At 56.2% G+C, this 16970-nt stretch carries 18 protein-coding genes; 6 read left to right on the forward strand and 12 right to left on the reverse strand.

Annotation, left to right across the window (positions count from 1 at the left end; all coding sequences use genetic code 11):
- Positions 1–50 precede the first annotated feature (50 nt).
- A complete protein-coding gene (thiI, locus tag ACMGGE_RS11990) occupies positions 51–1499 on the reverse strand; it encodes a tRNA uracil 4-sulfurtransferase ThiI (protein ID WP_420293790.1) in 1449 nt (482 codons plus the stop codon).
- A 191-nt stretch (positions 1500–1690) separates the two neighbouring features.
- Here thiI and xseB point away from each other — a divergent pair, with 191 nt between their 5' ends.
- From xseB to ACMGGE_RS12010, 4 genes are read left to right on the forward strand one after another with little or no spacing between them, the layout of a single operon-like run.
- Entirely contained in the window at positions 1691–1933 is a 243-nt protein-coding gene (gene xseB / locus ACMGGE_RS11995) for an exodeoxyribonuclease VII small subunit (protein WP_045909783.1), read from the forward strand.
- Positions 1934–2833: a (2E,6E)-farnesyl diphosphate synthase gene (gene ispA, locus ACMGGE_RS12000; RefSeq protein ID WP_045909784.1), complete on the forward strand. Its 900-nt coding sequence runs from the start codon at positions 1934–1936 to the stop codon at positions 2831–2833. It abuts the gene before it with no gap.
- Between the two features lie 24 nt (positions 2834–2857).
- Positions 2858–4720 carry a 1-deoxy-D-xylulose-5-phosphate synthase gene (gene dxs, locus ACMGGE_RS12005; RefSeq protein ID WP_048030083.1) on the forward strand — a complete coding sequence of 621 codons (1863 nt, stop codon included), beginning with the start codon at positions 2858–2860 and terminating at the stop codon, positions 4718–4720.
- Positions 4721–4780: 60 nt separating this feature from the next.
- Complete coding sequence (locus tag ACMGGE_RS12010) at positions 4781–5755, forward strand: aldo/keto reductase (protein ID WP_045909786.1); 975 nt, start codon at positions 4781–4783, stop codon at positions 5753–5755.
- A gap of 62 nt (positions 5756–5817) precedes the next feature.
- On the opposite strand, the gene thiL is transcribed toward ACMGGE_RS12010, so the two are convergent.
- The 5 genes from thiL to nrdR all read right to left on the reverse strand — a co-directional run bounded on the left by thiL (position 5818) and on the right by nrdR (position 9423).
- A complete protein-coding gene (gene thiL, locus ACMGGE_RS12015) occupies positions 5818–6789 on the reverse strand; it encodes a thiamine-phosphate kinase (protein WP_048030082.1) in 972 nt (323 codons plus the stop codon).
- Positions 6790–6866: 77 nt separating this feature from the next.
- Entirely contained in the window at positions 6867–7286 is a 420-nt protein-coding gene (gene nusB / locus ACMGGE_RS12020) for a transcription antitermination factor NusB (RefSeq protein ID WP_006809908.1), read from the reverse strand.
- 21 nt (positions 7287–7307) lie between these two features.
- Complete coding sequence (gene ribE, locus ACMGGE_RS12025) at positions 7308–7778, reverse strand: 6,7-dimethyl-8-ribityllumazine synthase (protein ID WP_006176874.1); 471 nt, start codon at positions 7776–7778, stop codon at positions 7308–7310.
- Between the two features lie 87 nt (positions 7779–7865).
- A complete protein-coding gene (gene ribD, locus ACMGGE_RS12030; protein WP_126534527.1) occupies positions 7866–8969 on the reverse strand; it encodes a bifunctional diaminohydroxyphosphoribosylaminopyrimidine deaminase/5-amino-6-(5-phosphoribosylamino)uracil reductase RibD in 1104 nt (367 codons plus the stop codon).
- Between the two features lie 4 nt (positions 8970–8973).
- On the reverse strand, positions 8974–9423 hold the full coding sequence (nrdR, locus tag ACMGGE_RS12035) for a transcriptional regulator NrdR (RefSeq protein ID WP_008503337.1): 450 nt from the start codon (positions 9421–9423) through the stop codon (positions 8974–8976).
- 152 nt (positions 9424–9575) lie between these two features.
- Here nrdR and ACMGGE_RS12040 point away from each other — a divergent pair, with 152 nt between their 5' ends.
- On the forward strand, positions 9576–10115 hold the full coding sequence (locus ACMGGE_RS12040) for a DUF3251 domain-containing protein (RefSeq protein WP_045909789.1): 540 nt from the start codon (positions 9576–9578) through the stop codon (positions 10113–10115).
- Between the two features lie 270 nt (positions 10116–10385).
- Positions 10386–11264, forward strand: coding sequence for a nucleoside-specific channel-forming protein Tsx (locus ACMGGE_RS12045; RefSeq protein WP_025912622.1), 879 nt, complete (start codon positions 10386–10388; stop codon positions 11262–11264).
- Positions 11265–11374: 110 nt separating this feature from the next.
- Here the strand turns inward: ACMGGE_RS12045 and ACMGGE_RS12050 are convergent, their stop codons facing one another.
- The 6 genes from ACMGGE_RS12050 to tgt form a co-directional block, all read right to left on the reverse strand.
- Positions 11375–12055: a helix-turn-helix transcriptional regulator gene (locus tag ACMGGE_RS12050; protein ID WP_045909790.1), complete on the reverse strand. Its 681-nt coding sequence runs from the start codon at positions 12053–12055 to the stop codon at positions 11375–11377.
- Positions 12056–12069: 14 nt separating this feature from the next.
- Complete coding sequence (locus tag ACMGGE_RS12055) at positions 12070–12435, reverse strand: VOC family protein (protein WP_008503341.1); 366 nt, start codon at positions 12433–12435, stop codon at positions 12070–12072.
- A gap of 142 nt (positions 12436–12577) precedes the next feature.
- Positions 12578–13549 (reverse strand): protein translocase subunit SecF, encoded by a 972-nt coding sequence (gene secF, locus ACMGGE_RS12060; RefSeq protein ID WP_048225871.1) that lies wholly within the window; start codon positions 13547–13549, stop codon positions 12578–12580.
- A gap of 10 nt (positions 13550–13559) precedes the next feature.
- Positions 13560–15407, reverse strand: a complete 1848-nt coding sequence (gene secD, locus ACMGGE_RS12065) for a protein translocase subunit SecD (protein ID WP_072052285.1) — start codon at positions 15405–15407, stop codon at positions 13560–13562.
- 27 nt (positions 15408–15434) lie between these two features.
- Entirely contained in the window at positions 15435–15767 is a 333-nt protein-coding gene (gene yajC / locus ACMGGE_RS12070; RefSeq protein WP_003859109.1) for a preprotein translocase subunit YajC, read from the reverse strand.
- 22 nt (positions 15768–15789) lie between these two features.
- A complete protein-coding gene (gene tgt, locus ACMGGE_RS12075; protein WP_003859110.1) occupies positions 15790–16917 on the reverse strand; it encodes a tRNA guanosine(34) transglycosylase Tgt in 1128 nt (375 codons plus the stop codon).
- Positions 16918–16970 lie beyond the last annotated feature (53 nt).

A 16970-nucleotide genomic window follows, 5' to 3' on the forward strand; every position in this document is an offset into this window, starting at 1 on the left:
GCGCCCTCTCCCCGTGGGAGAGGGTCGGGGTGAGGGCATCAGGCCGCACGCTACGGACGATACACCTTCACATTCGCAAAGCCTTGCTCGCGCAGATACAGCGCCTGCAGGCGACTCATCACCCCACGCTCACACCACAGCAGGTACGTTTTGCTCTGGTCGAGGTCGCCAAACTTCGTGCTCAGCTTATAGAACGGCAGAGAAACCACCTCCACGCCATCCACCTGCAGCGGTTTGTCATCCTGCTCGTCAATGGAGCGGATATCCAGAATCGCGTCGTTCGCGCCGAAACCGCTCACGGTCTCCACTTCAACCACCTCCTGCTCGGTCTGCTGGGCAATCTCGCGAATATCAATGTTGGACGCTTCCGCCACCACTTTTTCCAGAATGCTGAAATCGAAGTTCTCTTCTTCCGCTTCGATCTTCGCCTTCACCGCTTTCACCGTTGGGCTTTTTGAGATCACGCCGCAGTATTCCGGCATGGTGCGAGCAAAATCTTCGGTGCCGATTTCGCGCGCCAGATCGATGATGTGTTCTTTATCGTGAGAGATCAGCGGACGCAGGATCAGCGTATCAGACACGTTGTCGATCAGGCGCAGGTTGGTCAGCGTCTGGCTGGAGACCTGCCCCAGCGCTTCGCCGGTGACCAGCGCCTGCACGCCGTAGCGTTCAGCCACTTTGGACGCCGCACGCACCATCATGCGCTTCAGGATGACGCCCATCTGGCCGTCGTCCACTTTCTCCAGAATCTCGCCGACCACCGGTTCGAAATTAATTGCCACGAAACGCACGCGGTGGGAGCTGCCGAAGCGGTTCCACAGGTAATGTGCCACCTGACGAACGCCGATCTCGTGCGCCGCGCCGCCCAGGTTGAAGAAGCAGTAGTGTACGCGGCAGCCGCGGCGCATCAGCATATAGCTGGAGACACCGGAGTCAAAGCCGCCGGAGATCAGGGACAGGACGTCTTCCTGGGTGCCGATCGGGAAGCCGCCGATGCCTTCATAGCGGCCTTTCACCAGCAGCAGGCGATCGTTTTCGATCTCCAGATTGACGGTCACGTCCGGGTTGGTCAGACGCACGCGCGCAGACTCGACGTGCTGGTTCAGACCGCCGCCAACGTAACGTTCAACTTCAATGGAGCTGAACTCGTGCTTGCCGCGACGCTTCACGCGCACGCAGAAGGTTTTGCCTTCGATCTGGTCGCGGTACTGGACCAGTGCTTTCTCGAAGATGTCGTGCATATCGCTAAACGGGACATCTTCCACTTCCAGAATATGGTGGATACCCGGAATACGGGTCAGGGCGTCGCGAATATCCTGACGTTTGTTTTCGTCTTTGGCACGGACCTCAACGTGGTCCCAGTGGCGCACCACGGCGAGGGTTTCGTCGTAGTGCTTTAATACGTTACGAATGTTCCCGGTGAGAATTTTAATAAAGCGCAAACGCACAGATTGGCTTTTGATGGTGATTTCAGGGAACAATTTAATGATAAACTTCATGGCGGCAATGTTTCTTAGGCAAGCCTGTTAAGGCTTGTAATGGAAAAGAGTACAGCAGCCCACACCCGTGGCTGCATCCAGGCGCGCAAGTATACCACCATCGCGCCGCTCCTGTGCACATTGCGCGTTATTTGCTTATCCGCCCGAGTCCGTTACCATGTCGGGGCGAAGAATATAAGAGTCAATTCACTATGCCGAAGAAGAACGACGCACCGGCCAGTTTCGAAACTGCGCTGAGTGAACTGGAGCAAATTGTTACCCGCCTCGAGAGCGGCGATCTCCCGCTGGAAGAGGCGCTCAACGAATTCGAGCGCGGCGTCCAGCTGGCGCGCCAGGGTCAGGTTAAGCTGCAACAGGCCGAACAGCGCGTGCAGATCCTGCTGTCCGACAGCGAAGAGGCGAAAACCACGCCTTTCACACCGGACGCCGAGTAAATGGATTTTGCCAACGAGCTTCAGGCGCGTGTCGTGCGCGCCAACGACGCCCTGCGCCGTTTTATTGCGCCACAGCCTTTTCAGAACACTCCACTGGTTGAAGCCATGCACTATGGCGCACTCTTGGGTGGAAAGCGCCTGCGCCCGTTCCTGGTGTACGCCACAGGCAACATGTTTGGCATCAGCGATAACACGCTGGACGCCCCGGCAGCCGCCGTTGAGTGCATCCATGCCTACTCGCTGATCCACGACGATCTCCCGGCCATGGACGACGACGACTTGCGTCGGGGTCAACCCACCTGCCATATCAAGTTTGGCGAAGCGAATGCCATTCTGGCGGGTGATGCCCTGCAGACGCTGGCGTTCTCGATTCTGAGCGACGCGCCGATGGCCGAAGTGGCTGACCGTGACCGGCTGGCAATGATTTCCGAACTGGCCATGGCCAGCGGCGTGGCGGGCATGTGCGGCGGACAGGCCCTGGATCTTGAAGCCGAAGGACGTCAGGTTAATCTGGAACAGCTGGAGCGTATTCATCGCCATAAAACCGGGGCATTGATTCGTTCCGCCGTTCGCCTGGGCGCGCTGAGCGCGGGTGAGCAAGGGCGCAAAGCCCTGCCGATTCTGGACAGATACGCAGAAAGTATCGGTCTGGCATTCCAGGTTCAGGATGACATTCTGGATGTGGTGGGCGATACTGCAACATTGGGTAAACGTCAGGGTGCGGACCAGCAGCTTGGCAAAAGTACCTACCCCGCCCTGCTGGGTCTTGAGCAAGCCCAACGTAAAGCCCGGGATCTGATTGACGATGCCCGCCAGTCGCTGAATCAGCTGGCCGCGCAATCGCTGGATACCTCGGCACTGGAAGCGCTAGCGGACTATATAATCCAGCGTGATAAATAAACTATATATCTCGATGAGCCTTTGATGAGTTTTGATATTGCCAAATACCCGACACTGGCGTTAGTTGACTCCACCCAGGAGTTACGTCTGTTGCCGAAAGAGAGCCTGCCGAAGCTATGCGACGAACTGCGTCGCTACCTGCTCGACAGCGTAAGCCGCTCCAGCGGCCATTTCGCCTCCGGGCTTGGCACGGTAGAGCTGACCGTGGCGCTGCACTACGTCTATAACACGCCGTTCGATCAGCTGATCTGGGACGTGGGTCACCAGGCTTATCCGCACAAAATTCTGACCGGACGTCGCGATAAAATTGGCACCATTCGTCAGAAAGGCGGTCTGCACCCGTTCCCGTGGCGCGGGGAGAGCGAGTACGACGTATTGAGCGTCGGGCACTCCTCCACCTCTATTTCTGCGGGCATCGGGATTGCCGTTGCTGCCGAAAAAGAGAACAAGCAGCGCCGCACCGTCTGCGTGATTGGCGACGGCGCCATCACTGCCGGTATGGCCTTTGAGGCCATGAACCATGCGGGCGACATCAAGCCGGACATGCTGGTTGTGCTTAACGATAACGAAATGTCGATTTCCGAAAACGTTGGCGCGCTGAACAACCATCTGGCGCAACTGCTCTCCGGCAAGCTTTACTCCTCGCTGCGTGAAGGCGGCAAGAAAGTCTTCTCCGGCGTACCGCCGATCAAAGAGCTGCTCAAGCGTACCGAAGAGCACATCAAAGGCATGGTCGTGCCGGGCACCCTGTTTGAAGAGCTGGGCTTTAACTATATCGGCCCCGTTGACGGCCATGACGTGCTGGGACTGGTAACCACGCTCAAGAACATGCGTGACCTGAAAGGCCCGCAGTTCCTGCACATCATGACCAAAAAAGGGCGTGGCTACGAACCGGCGGAAAAAGATCCGATTACCTTCCACGCGGTACCGAAATTTGACCCCTCCAGCGGCTGTCTGCCAAAAAGCAGCGGCGGCATGCCGAGCTATTCAAAAATCTTCGGCGACTGGCTGTGCGAAACCGCCGCAAAAGACAATAAGCTGATGGCGATCACCCCGGCCATGCGCGAAGGCTCCGGCATGGTGGAGTTCTCCAGAAAATACCCTGACCAGTATTTCGACGTGGCCATTGCCGAGCAGCACGCGGTGACGTTTGCCGCGGGCCTGGCCATCGGCGGCTACAAACCGGTTGTCGCTATCTATTCCACCTTCCTGCAGCGCGCCTACGATCAGGTGATCCACGACGTGGCGATCCAGAAGCTGCCGGTGCTGTTTGCTATCGATCGTGCGGGCATTGTCGGTGCCGACGGCCAGACGCACCAGGGCGCGTTTGACCTGTCGTTCCTGCGCTGCATTCCGGATATGGTGATCATGACGCCAAGCGACGAGAACGAATGTCGTCAGATGCTGTTTACCGGCTACCACTATCAGGATGGCCCAAGCGCCGTTCGCTACCCGCGCGGCAACGCGGTGGGCGTTGAGCTGCAGCCGCTGGAGAAGCTGGCGATCGGTAAAGGTCTGGTCAAACGTCGCGGTGAAAAAGTGGCGATTCTGAACTTCGGCACGCTGATGCCTGAGGCGGCGAAAGTGGCTGAAACGCTGAACGCCACCCTGGTCGATATGCGCTTTGTGAAACCGCTCGACGAATCCCTGATCCTGAGTATGGCTGAGGCGCATGACGTGCTGGTCACGCTGGAAGAGAACGCGATTATGGGCGGTGCGGGCAGCGGCGTGAACGAGGTGCTGATGGCAAACCGTAAAGCCGTTCCGGTGCTGAACCTCGGCCTGCCGGACCATTTCATCCCGCAAGGTACCCAGGACGAAGCCCGCGCGGCGATTGGCCTGGACGCTGCCGGTATCGAAGCAAAAATCCGCGCCTGGCTGGACTGAGCCCTCCCCTTTCCGCTCCTGCTATGCTTAAACGTATTGTTTAAACAGCAGGAGCGGACCGTGCAATACACAACATTAGGAAAAACAGACCTTAAGGTATCCCGGCTTTGCCTGGGATGCATGACCTTTGGCGAACCCGATCGGGGAAACCACGCCTGGACGCTGCCGGAAGAGAGCAGCCGTCCGATTATCAAACGCGCCATCGAGGGCGGCATTAACTTCTTTGACACCGCCAACAGCTATTCCGACGGCAGCAGCGAGGAGATTGTCGGCCGCGCCCTGCGTGATTTTGCCCGTCGGGAAGACATCGTGGTTGCCACCAAGGTGTACTATCCGGTGGGCGACCTGGCTCAGGGACTTTCTCGCGCGCAGATCCTGCGTTCAATTGATGATAGCCTCAGGCGTCTGAACATGGATTACGTCGACCTGCTGCAAATTCACCGCTGGGATTACAACACGCCCATTGAGGAGACGCTGGAAGCACTCAACGACGTCGTCAAAGCCGGTAAAGCGCGCTATATCGGCGCGTCGTCTATGCATGCCTCGCAGTTTGCTCAGGCGCTGGATCTGCAGGCACAGCACGGCTGGGCGCGCTTCGTCACTATGCAGGACCACTACAATCTGATCTACCGTGAAGAAGAACGTGAGATGCTGCCGCTGTGCCATCAGGAGGGCGTGGCGGTCATCCCGTGGAGCCCGCTCGCGCGCGGCCGCCTGACCCGTCCGTGGGGAGAAACCACGGCCCGTCTGGTCTCGGATGAAGTGGGAAAAAATCTCTACGAAGGAACAGAGGCCAGCGATGCCCTGATCGCTGAACGCTTAGCCGGAATTGCCGACGATACCGGCGCAACCCGCGCCCAGGTAGCGCTGGCGTGGCTGCTGGGTAAACGCGGCGTCGCGGCGCCGATTATCGGCACATCCCGGGAAGAGCAGCTTGATGAACTGCTGAATGCAGTGGATATCACGCTGACGCCGGAGCAGGTTGCCGAGCTGGAGACGCCGTATCAGCAGCATCCGGTGGTGGGGTTTAAGTAAGCCCCATCTTTTGTAGGCCGGGTAAGGCGGAACCGCCCCCCGGCAATACAGAGCGCACAAACTCACGCGAAGTGATCGTACCCTTTCCAGTCCAGCGTAACCGGCTCACCGTCTTTCACAAACTTCAGCCCTTCACTTTCCGGCATAATCTGCCCGATACAGGTGAATTTCGCGCCGAGGTGCGCTAATGCCACGTCGAGCGTTCCGCGGTTCAGCTCCGGAACGGTAAAGCACAACTCATAATCTTCGCCACCGGACAGCGCCCAGCGCAGCGCCTGCTCAGGTTCGACATGACGAAGCAGTTCCTCTGACAGCGGGAACAGATCCAGGTCAACGCGCGCGCCGACACCGCTGGCCTTCAGAATATGGCCGAGGTCGGAGATCAGCCCGTCAGAGAGATCGATAGCCGAGCTTGCCCGCTCGCGCAGCGCCTGACCGTGCAGAATACGCGGCGTCGGGCGCAGATGGCGTTTCACCAGATACGCCGCATCGTCGGCATCCTTCACAGTTAAGCGATCCTGGAGGATTGCCAGCCCTGCCGCGCTGTCGCCCGGCGTACCGGTCACATAGATCCAGTCGCCGGGTTTTGCACCTGAGCGCTTCAGCGCGCGGCCGAGCGGCACATAGCCGTGGATCGCCAGCGTCATCGACAGCGGCCCGGCAGTGGTATCACCACCAATCAGCTGCATATCGTAGTAGTTAAGCTGCTCAAACAGCGCATCGCTAAAGGCTTCAAGCCAGGCTTCGTCTACCTCAGGCAGCGTCAGCGCCAGGGTTAACCACGCGGGATCGGCCCCCATCGCCGCCAGATCGCTGACGTTAACTGCCAGCGCCTTATACGCCAGATCGGCAGGATCGATATCCGGTAAAAAATGACGTCCGCACACTAAGGTGTCGGTGCTGATTGCCAGCGTCTGTTTTTCGGGAATATTGAGAAGTGCACAGTCATCGCCGATGCCGGTTTCAACATCAAGACGAGAGGTTCTGACACGGTCGAAATAACGGGCAATCAGGGAAAATTCGCCGCATGCCATACGTTATGCCTCAGCAAATAAAAGAAAAAACCGGAGCCGCACTGCCCGTCAGGCAATGCAGAACTCCGGTTTGCGGATCACTTTTTGTGGGGACGGATCGCAGGTGCTGCTTTATCAAGTACGCCGTTTACAAACTTGTGGCTGTCTTCAGCACCGAAGGTTTTCGCCAGTTCGATCGCTTCGTTAATGGCCACTTTGTACGGCACATCATCACGTTTAGACAGCTCAAACAGCGCGATACGCAACACGGCTTTTTCTACCTGACCCAGCTCTTCGAGCAGACGGGACAGGTAAGGTTTCATCAGACCATCGAGATACGCGCTATTAGTCGCCACTCCCGACAGCAGTTCACGGAAGTACAGAACGTCAACGTCTTTCACGTCCTGTTCTGACAGGAACTGGTATTCAACATCAGCGATGTCGTTCTGGGACAACTGCCAGGAGTAAAGTGCCTGGACGGCACATTCACGGGCGCGGCGACGAGCAGCAGGTTTCACGGAATTCCCCTTACAAAAAAATCAGGCCTTGATGGCTTTCAATACATTGATCATTTCAAGCGCGGTCAGTGCAGCTTCTGCACCTTTGTTACCGGCTTTGGTGCCAGCACGTTCGATGGCTTGTTCAATACTTTCGGTAGTCAGCACGCCGAACGCGACAGGAATTTCAGCATCCTGCGCAACGTGTGCCAGACCATTGCTTGCACCGCCCGCAACGTATTCGAAGTGCGCAGTGCCGCCACGAATAACGGTACCCAGCGCAATCACCGCGTCGTATTTACCGGTTTTCGCCAGCGCGCCCGCCGCCAGTGGCAGTTCGTAAGCGCCTGGAACCCAAACAACGGTAATGTTGTCATCTTTAACCTGGCCGATACGTTTCAGGGCGTCAATGGCACCTTCCAGCAGGCTGTCGTTGATGAAGTTGTTGAAACGCGCAATGGTGATGGCGACGCGAGCGTCCGGGGTAGCTACAGCAGCTTCAATAATGTTCATACTCTTCCTTTACGGGTTCATTTGGCCCCGCAGGGGGGCGGATTTTATCATAATACTTTGCGCACTGCTTCCCTATTTCGGGAGCAATTACGCTGTCGTTAAGTGGAGGCAGACATCCGGACCTACCGGACGAATCTCGCTGAATTTGAGTTGTGGTGCATCGGCCAGTTTTTCAAGGCCGGGCAGCACAAACAGGCCACGCGCGTCGTGACCTAACAGTTTAGGCGCAACGTAAACAAGCAGTTCATCCACCAGTCCGGCCTGTAAGAGCGCACCGGCGAGCGTTGGCCCCGCTTCCACCCAGATACTGTTCACCTGTTGCTTGCCGAGCAGCATCATCAGCACCACGAGATCCAGATGGCCGTTATGCTCCGGTACCATGATGCTGCGCACGCCTTCCGGCCATGCGCGCGTATCGTCCTTCGTGCGGGCAATCCAGGTTTCACCCGGCTGCTGGACGATGCGGTGCTCTGGCGTCACGCGGTTCTGACTATCAATGATAATACGCAGCGGCTGACGCAGGTTCTCCTGCGGGTACAGGGCCTGGGTATCGGCATTCAGCTCGTCCCAGCGCACGGTCATGGCCGGATCGTCAGCCAGAACGGTTTCACTGCTGGTGAGAATAGCATGGCTTTGCGCGCGCAGACGTTGCACATCGCGCCTTGCCTGTGGCGATGTGATCCACTGACTCTCGCCGTTTGCCATCGCCGTACGACCGTCCAGCGAGGCGCCCAGCTTAAGCTGGATATACGGGAACCCGGTACGCATGCGCTTCAGGAAACCTTTGTTGAGCGCTTCCGCGTCCTGCATCATCAGGCCATGGCTGACGTCAATGCCTTCCTGCTGCAGGCGATACAGACCACGTCCGGCCACCTGCGGATTCGGATCCTGCATCGATGCGACCACGCGCGAAACCCCCGCGGCAATCAACGCGTCGCAGCACGGCGGCGTACGCCCGTGATGGCTGCAGGGCTCCAGCGTAACGTAGGCCGTCGCACCGCGCGCCTTCTCGCCGGCCATGCGCAGCGCATGAACCTCAGCATGCGGTTCGCCTGCGCGATAGTGAAAGCCCTCCCCCACGATCTCGCCATCTTTAACGATAACGCACCCGACGTTCGGGTTGGGATGGGTCGTAAAACGACCGCGCTGCGCCAGCTTCATGGCTCGCGCCATGTACATCTCATCGTGCATGAGCTTAATCCTGTAAGCGGGCGATCTCTTCGCCAAACTCTTTGATATCTTCGAAGCTGCGGTAGACCGAGGCGAAGCGGATATAGGCGACCTTATCGAGCTTTTTCAGCTGCTCCATCACCAGGTTACCGATCATTTTGCTCGGCACTTCACGCTCACCCAAACCACGAAGGTAAGATTTTATGTGGTTTAACGCCATCTCCACGTCGTCCGCGCTGACGGGACGTTTTTCAAGGGCCTTCAGCATTCCGCTGCGCAGTTTCTCTTCGTTAAACGGCTCACGCACGTCGTTACTTTTTACCACGCGCGGCATGACCAGCTCTGCCACCTCAAAGGTCGTAAAACGCTCGTTGCACACCAGACACTGCCGACGACGGCGTACGGATGACCCTTCGCCCACCAGGCGAGAGTCGATGACTTTGGTATCCACAGCGGAGCAGAATGGGCAATGCATACGGTATCCCTGTTATCTGGTTAACTGATTTTCATTTTACCCTGATCTGGCCTGACAACAAAGGAAGAGCTTTTTGAGACAAAGGATCTATGTCTGACACAATGATGCTGGCTACCATTAGGACGATCCGTTATTTCAAGGAAATAAACGCAATGACAAGACGTTACCTGAAAATATTGCTGGTGGGGAGCCTCTTCACCCTTAGCGCCTGTGCACAGCAAACCGAAGTCCGCCAGTTGAAACAGAGCGTCAATACGCTCAATACGGCGATGGACAAACTGAACAAAGAAACGGTGAAAATCACCCAGCAAAACGCGCTGAATGCTAAATCCAGCAGCGGGGTTTATCTGCTGCCGGGCGCGAATACGCCTGCGCGGCTCAATAGTCAGATCGGCACGCTAAAAATGTCTCTGGTGAATGTGGCGGCGAATGCAGATGGTACTCGCGCAACATTACGCATCCAGGGAGAGTCCAACGATCCGCTTCCGGCCTTCAGCGGCACCGTCGAGTGGGGCCAGATCCAGGGCACCACGGAGAATTACCAGGAGGTGAACGTGAAGAATCAGCTCTTCACCGCCCCGGCCAGTGTTTTAGCACCAAGCGATGTGGATATTCCGCTTCAGTTAAGCGGCCTTACGCCGGAACAGTTAGGCTTTATCCGCATTCACGACATTCAACCCGCCGCGCACTAATCCCCTCCTTTTTAGCGGAGTGAAATGTCACTCCGCTAACATTTACATTTCGTATGGATTGGCAACATAAATGATTGCCGCTACAATCCCGGCCGTTTAAAGTACGCAAACGTGAACGCAATCGATTACGCGCGTGAGAGATATGTGAAACAACACATATTTTTGTGAGCAGGGATTCCTATAATAGGCACCGCAGAAACACGAAATATTTAGAAACGCAATTCGCGCATTTTTCACTCCCGGAAGGGAATTTCAATCAGTGGCATGATTATGAAAAAAACATTACTCGCAGCTGGCGCCGTGCTGGCACTGTCCTCTTCTTTCACTGTTAACGCAGCGGAAAACGACAAACCACAATACCTCTCCGACTGGTGGCACCAGAGCGTTAACGTGGTGGGCAGCTACCACACGCGTTTCGGACCACAGATTCGTAACGATACCTACCTGGAATATGAAGCCTTCGCCAAGAAAGACTGGTTTGATTTCTACGGCTACATGGATGCACCGGTCTTCTTCGGTGGTAACTCTCAGGCTAAAGGTATCTGGAACCACGGCTCCCCTCTGTTCATGGAAATCGAACCACGCTTCTCCATCGACAAGCTGACCGGCACCGATCTGAGCTTCGGCCCGTTCAAAGAGTGGTACTTCGCGAACAACTACATTTACGATATGGGCCGCAATGAGTCCGGTCGTCAGAGCACCTGGTATATGGGTCTGGGTACGGACATCGACACCGGCCTGCCAATGAGCCTGTCTCTGAACGTCTATGCCAAATATCAGTGGCAGAACTATGGCGCTGAAAACCAGAACGAATGGGATGGCTATCGTTTCAAAGTGAAATACTTTGTGCCAATCACCCAGCTGTGGGGCGGTAACCTGAGCTATATCGGCTTCACCAACTTCGACTGGGGTTCAGATCTGGGCGATAAGAGCGGTTACGCAGAGAACGGTATTAAGCAGCGTACCAATGACTCCATCGCCTCCAGCCACATCCTGGCGCTGAACTACGATCACTGGCATTACTCTGTTGTGGCACGTTACTGGCACAACGGCGGCCAGTGGAACGACGACGCGAAACTGGTATGGATGAACGAACACGTCCGTTCTACCGGTTGGGGTGGTTACTTGGTTGTAGGTTACAACTTCTAATCTCGCGGTTTTTGCCGGGTGGCGGCTTCGCCTTACCCGGCCTACAAAACCTGTAGGCCCGTGCAAGCGCAGCGCCGCCGGGCAAAAAAGCCAGCTCTTAAGCTGGCTTTTTACTGCCTCACCTTGCGCAAAAAATCCGCCAAAGACCTGTCCGCACTCTCGCTAAACCGCCTTTCCGTAGTCACAATATTGAGGCATCTGTCGAGCCGGAAACATCGATAGTCATCGCGCCGTTCACACCACGCGGCCAGCAGCCAGCGCTCTCCCCAGAAGAACAGCCCCAGCGGCTGAACCTCACGATTAGACAGCTGTCCTGCTTCATCACGGTAATGCAGCGCCAGCACCTGCTGGCCGGAAATCGCCTGATGAATCCTGTCAAAGTCGCTGCGGGAGTGGCTTTGCATGCAAAAATCCGGGGCGTAGATTCGCGTCTGCTCCGCCTTTCGACGACTTTCCTCGGGCAGAATCGCCAGCACCTTTTCCTGAGCCGACTCCAGCTCGCGCGACAGCGATTCCCCACCCCAGGTTTTGAGCAGGCGAATCGCGACGATCAGCGCCTCAGATTCCTTATTTGTCAGCATCAGCGGCGGCAGGTCGAAGCCCGACATGAGGCGATATCCGCTCCCCGCTTCACCTTCCACCGGCACGCCGGAAAGCGACAGGTCGCGGATATCGCGATAGACCGTACGCTCGGACACGCCAAGCCGGTCCGCCAGGTGCGCTGCCGTTGTCAGACGCCTGCCCCGCAGGATCTGCACAATCTGAAACAAACGGTCAGCGCGTCGGGTCATATCTTTGTCCGCTCTCAGGCTGGTTGATGGAGCCCGACGCGATTGCCCTCGCTGTCGGTAAACAAGGCGATAGTGCCAATGCCATGCGGCAGTTCCAGCGGACCAAACACGCACTCGCCGCCCGCAGAGGCGATGCGATCGAGCGTGGCCGCCAGATTGTCAGTATGCAGGTAAATAATAGCGCCCTGCAAAGACGGTGTAACGCCGTCAAATTTTGCCAGTGCGCCTCCGGTGGCGGGATCCTCATGCGGGAAAACGGCCAGCTCCGCGCAGTCCATTTTCTCGCGACGCAGCGCAAGCTGCATCACCGGCTCATAAAATTTGATGGCGCGATCCATATCCGAGACCGGAATTTCAAACCAGTTAATGACGCTTTTCATACATCCTCCTGCCTGTTGTTTGGGTTCAGAAGGAGTCTACGCCAGGGCTCCTGACAGCATACTGTCAGGAGTGTTTGTCAGAAGGAGATAAAAAAAATCCCGGTCAACCGACCGGGATTTCGATAACGCGCTAAACGTCGCCTTACGGCAGAATGGACGGCTGATCCGCCCCTTCTTTCTCGACTTTCTGCTGGAGCAGGTGCTCGCGCTTCATGCCGAGTTTCAGTGCCAGGGCAGACGCGACGTAGATAGACGACGCTGTACCGATGGTGACACCAATCAACATGGTCAGCGAGAAGCCTTCCAGTACCGGACCACCGAAGAGGAACAGCATCAGGATCACCATCAGGGTAGTACCGGAGGTGATCAAGGTACGGTGCAGCGTCTGGGTCAACGACACGTTAAAGATTTCGTACGGCGTACCGCGACGGATCTTACGGAAGTTTTCACGAATACGGTCAGATACCACGATACTGTCGTTCAGTGAGTAACCGATAACGGACATCAGGGATGCCACAATCGTCAGGTCAATCTCAATGTGGAACAGAGACAGTATGCCCATGGTGATCACCACGTCGTGCGCCAGGGCGATAACCACACCGGCCGCCAGTCGCCACTCAAAGCGGAAACCGACGTACACCAGGATGGAAATCAGCGCCACCAGCAGCGCCATCGCGCCGGTCTGCGCCAGGTCAGCACCCACGCTTGGGCCGACGAACTCAATACGCTTAACCGCTGCGTTCTGGCTGGTTGTTTCGTTAATCACGCTAACAACCTTACTGCCCAGCTCCTGGCTGCCGTTGGCATCGTGCACCGGCGGCATACGTACCATGATGTCGCGGCTGCTGCCGAAGTTCTGCAGCAGCGGCTCTTCAAAGCCCGCTTTCTGCAGCGATTCGCGCATCTGGTCCATATCGACCGGTTTTTCCAGGGAGATCTCGATGACCGTACCACCGGTGAAATCGAGACCCCAGTTAAAGCCTTTCACGCCCATAATGATGATGGACAGAATGAGCAGGAAACCTGAAATGCCGAAGGCCCAGTAGTCCCAGCGCATAAAGTCCCAGACTTTACGGCCGTGGTTCAATTGTTCAACAGTATATTCCTGTGCCACAACGCACTCCTCAGATAGACAGCTTTTTGACGCGCTTGCCGCCGTACAGCAGGTTCACGATGGCACGGGTGCCGACAATAGCGGTAAACATTGACGTTGCGACACCGATACCGGTTGTAATCGCAAAGCCTTTGATCGCGCCAGTACCCACTGCATACAGGATAAGAACCTTAATCAGTGTTGTTACGTTCGCATCGAAGATAGAGCTGAACGCGCCTTTATAACCTTCATCAATCGCCTGCTGAACAGAGCGACCGTTGCTCAACTCTTCTTTGATACGCTCGTTAATCAGTACGTTGGCGTCGACCGCCACCGCAAGGGTCAGAACGATACCCGCAATACCCGGCATGGTCAGCGTCGCCCCCGGCAGCAGGGACATAATGCCGATAATCAGCACCAGGTTCGCGATCAGCGCGGAGGTGGCAATCAGACCAAACTTCTTATAGAAGAAGATCATGAAGAGGATAGAGACCACCAGACCGGCCAGACACGCTTCCAGGCCCTGCTGGATGTTTTGCATCCCCAGCGTTGGACCAATGGTACGTTCTTCAACAATCTGAATTGGCGCAATCAGCGCACCGGCACGCAGCAGCAGAGAGAGCTGACGCGCTTCGTTCGGGTTGCTAATACCGGTAATACGGAAGCTGTTACCCAGACGAGACTGGATATTGGCGATGTTAATCACCTCTTCCTCTTTCACCAGCACCGCACGACCATTTGCATCTTTCTTACCGCTGTCTTTGTACTCCACGAACAGGGTTGCCATCGGCTTGCCGATGTTGTCCTTGGTGAAGTTAGACATGATGTTACCACCCGCGCTATCAAGCGAGATGTTAACCTGCGGCTGGTTGTATTCGTCCTGGCTCGACGTGGAGTCGGTGATATGGTCACCGGTCAGAATCACGCGTTTGTACAGCACAACAGGCTGACCTTCGCGAGTCTGTTTCACTTCGGAATCACCCGGAATACGCCCTGCTGCGGCAGCGGACTGATCGACGTTGGAATTGACCAGACGGAATTCCAGCGTGGCGGTCGCCCCCAGAATCTCTTTCGCACGCGCGGTATCCTGGATACCCGGCAGTTCAACCACGATACGGTCAGCACCCTGGCGCTGCACCAGCGGCTCAGCTACACCCAGCTGGTTTACACGGTTACGCAGAATGTTGATGTTCTGCTGAACGGCATATTCACGCGCTTCTTTCAGACGCGCATCGGTCATCACCGCGCGCAGCTGGTTGCTGCCCTGCGAGGAGATCACCAGGTCACGGTGACGTTGGGTCAGGTAATCTACAGCCTGATCGCGCGCCGCGCTGTCGCGGAACGTGATGCTCATGCCGTAGTTATCTTCTTTACGCACGGTGGTGTAAGCGATGCCTTTATCACGCAGATCGCTGCGCAGGCTGTCGATATTCTGTTCCTGCAGCTTGCCGAGCGCGGTATCCATATCCACTTCCATCAGGAAGTGAACGCCGCCACGCAGGTCAAGACCGAGTTTCATTGGCTCTGCATTCATCGCAGCCAGCCAACGCGGGGTTGCAGGGGCAAGGTTAAGCGCCACGACGTATTTATCACCCAGCACGCCCATCAGCGCTTCACGTGCGCGGAGCTGCGTGTCGGTGGTGTCGAAGCGAGCAAGAATTGCACCCTCTTCCAGAGCCACAGACTTAGCGGTAATTTTTTCTTCTTGTAACGTTTTCTGGACCTGGATCAGCGTTTGCTCACTGGCGGCGACACCGCGCGCGCCAGTGATTTGAACAGCCGGATCCTCACCATACAGGTTGGGAAGCGCGTACAGCAGGCCGACGAGAATCACGACGACCAGCATGATGTACTTCCACAAAGGATAACGGTTTAACACGGCAGTTCCCTTTGGGAAAAGTTGGGATTACAGCGCCTTCATGGTGCCTTTCGGCAGAACGGCAGCTACGAAGTCACGTTTGATGACCACTTCAGTGGTGTCGTTCAGGGCGATAGCAATGTAGCCGTTTTCAGCCACTTTGGTTACGCGACCGACCAGACCACCGTTAGTCAGCACTTCATCGCCTTTCGCAATGGAGTTCATCAGGTTTTTGTGCTCTTTGGTGCGCTTCTGCTGTGGACGCAGGATCATGAAGTAGAAGATCAGACCGAACACAACCAGCATCAGAATCAGAGACATCGGGCTGCCCTGCGCTGGAGCACCTGTTGCCGCTACCGCATCAGAAATAAAAAAGCTCATTCAAATTCCCTCATTATTAAAATTAATCAACGTTCAACGGTGGAACATCCCGCCCCTGACGTTGGTAGAAATCGGTCACGAAGCTCTCTAATTTACCCTCTTCGATAGCCTTACGTAAACCAGCCATTAAGCGCTGATAATAACGAAGATTATGAATGGTATTGAGACGCGCGCCCAAAATCTCATTGCAACGATCGAGATGATGCAGGTACGCGCGAGAATAATTGCGACAGGTATAGCAATCGCACTCGGAATCGAGCGGGCTGGTGTCACTCTTATGCTTCGCGTTACGGATTTTCACCACGCCATCGGTAACGAACAAATGGCCGTTACGCGCGTTGCGGGTTGGCATGACGCAGTCGAACATATCAATGCCGCGGCGTACGCCTTCAACCAGATCTTCCGGTTTACCCACGCCCATCAGGTATCGTGGTTTATCCGCCGGGATTTGCGGGCAGACATGTTCCAGAATACGGTGCATGTCTTCCTTCGGCTCACCCACAGCCAAACCGCCGACAGCGTAGCCATCAAAACCTATCTCTACCAGACCTTTAACCGAGATATCGCGTAAATCTTCGTAAACGCTGCCCTGGATAATGCCGAACAGCGCATTTTTGTTCTGCAGGGAGTCAAAACGGTCACGGCTACGCTTCGCCCAGCGCAGAGACATTTCCATAGAACGCTTGGCGTAGTCCCAGTCGGCCGGATACGGCGTGCATTCGTCGAAGATCATCACGATGTCAGAGCCGAGATCGTACTGAATCTCCATCGATTTTTCTGGATCGAGGAAAATCGGATCGCCGTTGATCGGGTTACGGAAGTGAACGCCCTGCTCGGTGATCTTGCGGATATCGCCCAGGCTGAAGACCTGGAAGCCGCCGGAGTCGGTCAGGATGGGGCCTTTCCACTGCATGAAGTCGTGCAGGTCGCCGTGGAGCTTCATGATCTCCTGGCCCGGACGCAGCCACAGGTGGAAGGTATTGCCGAGGATAATCTGCGCGCCAGTGGCTTCAACTTCTTCCGGCGTCATCCCTTTTACGGTGCCGTACGTACCCACAGGCATAAACGCGGGGGTTTCCACCACGCCGCGATCAAACACCAGGCGACCGCGACGCGCGCGACCGTCGGTGGTATCGAGTTCAAATTTCATTTTTTCTCCGACGTCAGAAAAACAGTCCAACGTTGTAACACGGTGCCGCGGAC

This window comes from Enterobacter sp. BNK-22, assembly GCF_048684805.1.
Classification (GTDB): domain Bacteria; phylum Pseudomonadota; class Gammaproteobacteria; order Enterobacterales; family Enterobacteriaceae; genus Enterobacter; species Enterobacter quasiroggenkampii.